At 57.4% G+C, this 3295-nt stretch carries 1 rRNA gene; it reads right to left on the bottom strand.

What is annotated here, in order from left to right:
• Positions 1-42 precede the first annotated feature (42 nt).
• Positions 43-3163, bottom strand: a 23S ribosomal RNA gene (locus tag RMT89_RS39850).
• Positions 3164-3295 lie beyond the last annotated feature (132 nt).

The following is a 3295-nucleotide window of genomic DNA, read 5'->3' as shown; positions in this document are numbered from 1 at the left end:
ACGGTCGTTGCCTCAGAACTAACACAGTGGACGCGAGCAACTGAGGACAAGCCCTCGGCCTATTAGTACCGGTCACCTCCACACCTTGCGGTGCTTCCAGATCCGGCCTATCAACCCAGTCGTCTACTGGGAGCCTTAACCAATCAAGTTGGTGGGAGTCCTCATCTCGAAGCAGGCTTCCCGCTTAGATGCTTTCAGCGGTTATCCCTCCCGAACGTAGCCAACCAGCCATGCCCTTGGCAGGACAACTGGCACACCAGAGGTTCGTCCGTCCCGGTCCTCTCGTACTAGGGACAGCCCTTCTCAAGACTCCTACGCGCACAGCGGATAGGGACCGAACTGTCTCACGACGTTCTAAACCCAGCTCGCGTACCGCTTTAATGGGCGAACAGCCCAACCCTTGGGACCGACTCCAGCCCCAGGATGCGACGAGCCGACATCGAGGTGCCAAACCATCCCGTCGATATGGACTCTTGGGGAAGATCAGCCTGTTATCCCCGGGGTACCTTTTATCCGTTGAGCGACGGCGCTTCCACAAGCCACCGCCGGATCACTAGTCCCGACTTTCGTCCCTGCTCGACCCGTCGGTCTCACAGTCAAGCTCCCTTGTGCACTTACACTCAACACCTGATTGCCAACCAGGCTGAGGGAACCTTTGGGCGCCTCCGTTACTCTTTAGGAGGCAACCGCCCCAGTTAAACTACCCATCAGACACTGTCCCTGATCCGGATCACGGACCCAGGTTAGACATCCAGCACGACCAGACTGGTATTTCAACGACGACTCCCCCTGAACTGGCGTCCAGAGTTCACAGTCTCCCAGCTATCCTACACAAGCCGAACCGAACACCAATATCAAACTGTAGTAAAGGTCCCGGGGTCTTTCCGTCCTGCTGCGCGAAACGAGCATCTTTACTCGTAGTGCAATTTCACCGGGCCTATGGTTGAGACAGTCGAGAAGTCGTTACGCCATTCGTGCAGGTCGGAACTTACCCGACAAGGAATTTCGCTACCTTAGGATGGTTATAGTTACCACCGCCGTTTACTGGCGCTTAAGTTCTCAGCTTCGCCATGACGAATCATGACTAACCGGTCCCCTTAACGTTCCAGCACCGGGCAGGCGTCAGTCCGTATACATCGCCTTACGGCTTCGCACGGACCTGTGTTTTTAGTAAACAGTCGCTTCTCGCTGGTCTCTGCGGCCACCCCCAGCTCAAGGAGCAAGTCCTCTCACCAGGCGTGGCCCCCCTTCTCCCGAAGTTACGGGGGCATTTTGCCGAGTTCCTTAACCATAGTTCACCCGAACGCCTCGGTATTCTCTACCTGACCACCTGAGTCGGTTTAGGGTACGGGCCGCCATGAAACTCGCTAGAGGCTTTTCTCGACAGCATAGGATCATCCACTTCACCACAATCGGCTCGGCATCAGGTCTCAGCCTTGATGTGCGACGGATTTACCTACCGCACGGCCTACACCCTTACCCCGGGACAACCACCGCCCGGGATGGACTACCTTCCTGCGTCACCCCATCACTCACCTACTACAGGTCTGGTCCGTCGGCTCCACCACTCCCCCTTGCCCGAAGGCTCCGGGGCGGCTTCACGGACTTAGCATCGCCTGGTTCAATGTCTGACGCTTCACAGCGGGTACCGGAATATCAACCGGTTATCCATCGACTACGCCTGTCGGCCTCGCCTTAGGTCCCGACTTACCCTGGGCAGATCAGCTTGACCCAGGAACCCTTAGTCAATCGGCGCACACGTTTCTCACGTGTGTATCGCTACTCATGCCTGCATTCTCACTCGTGAACCGTCCACCACTGCCTTCCGGCGCGGCTTCACCCGGCACACGACGCTCCCCTACCCATCACAGCCGCCGTTGGGCGTATTGCTGCAATGACACGACTTCGGCGGTACGCTTGAGCCCCGCTACATTGTCGGCGCGGAATCACTAGACCAGTGAGCTATTACGCACTCTTTCAAGGGTGGCTGCTTCTAAGCCAACCTCCTGGTTGTCTGTGCGACTCCACATCCTTTCCCACTTAGCGTACGCTTAGGGGCCTTAGTCGATGCTCTGGGCTGTTTCCCTCTCGACCATGGAGCTTATCCCCCACAGTCTCACTGCCGCGCTCTCACTTACCGGCATTCGGAGTTTGGCTAAGGTCAGTAACCCGGTAGGGCCCATCGCCTATCCAGTGCTCTACCTCCGGCAAGAAACACACGACGCTGCACCTAAATGCATTTCGGGGAGAACCAGCTATCACGGAGTTTGATTGGCCTTTCACCCCTAACCACAGGTCATCCCCCAGGTTTTCAACCCTGGTGGGTTCGGTCCTCCACGAAGTCTTACCTCCGCTTCAACCTGCCCATGGCTAGATCACTCCGCTTCGGGTCTTGAGCGCGCTACTGAACCGCCCTGTTCGGACTCGCTTTCGCTACGGCTTCCCCACACGGGTTAACCTCGCAACACACCGCAAACTCGCAGGCTCATTCTTCAAAAGGCACGCAGTCACGAGACGGAAGCAAGCTCCCATCCGACGCTCCCACGGCTTGTAGGCACACGGTTTCAGGTACTATTTCACTCCGCTCCCGCGGTACTTTTCACCATTCCCTCACGGTACTATCCGCTATCGGTCACCAGGGAATATTTAGGCTTAGCGGGTGGTCCCGCCAGATTCACACGGGATTTCTCGGGCCCCGTGCTACTTGGGTGTCTCTCAAGCAAGCCGCTGATGTTTCGACTACGGGGGTCTTACCCTCTACGCCGGGCCTTTCGCATGCCCTTCGCCTACATCAACGGTTTCTGACTCGCCTCACAGCCGGCAGACTGTGAAAGAGAGATCCCACAACCCCGTATACGCAACCCCTGCCGGGTCTCACACGCATACGGTTTGGCCTCATCCGGTTTCGCTCGCCACTACTCCCGGAATCACGGTTGTTTTCTCTTCCTGCGGGTACTGAGATGTTTCACTTCCCCGCGTTCCCTCCACATACCCTATGTGTTCAGGTATGGGTGACAGCCCATGACGACTGCCGGGTTTCCCCATTCGGAAACCCCCGGATCAAAGCCTGGTTGACGACTCCCCGGGGACTATCGTGGCCTCCCACGTCCTTCATCGGTTCCTGGTGCCAAGGCATCCACCGTGCGCCCTTAAAAACTTGGCCACAGATGCTCGCGTCCACTGTGCAGTTCTCAAACAACGACCAGCCACCCATCACCCCACTGACAAGCAGTGAGTTCACTGGGGCCGGCGACTGAGGAAATTCCGTTCCCTCAGACACCCAACAGCGTGCCCG

It is taken from the genome of Streptomyces sp. P17 (genome assembly GCF_032436805.1).
Taxonomy (GTDB): domain Bacteria; phylum Actinomycetota; class Actinomycetes; order Streptomycetales; family Streptomycetaceae; genus Streptomyces.
This window is presented reverse-complemented; position numbering and strand designations above follow the sequence as displayed.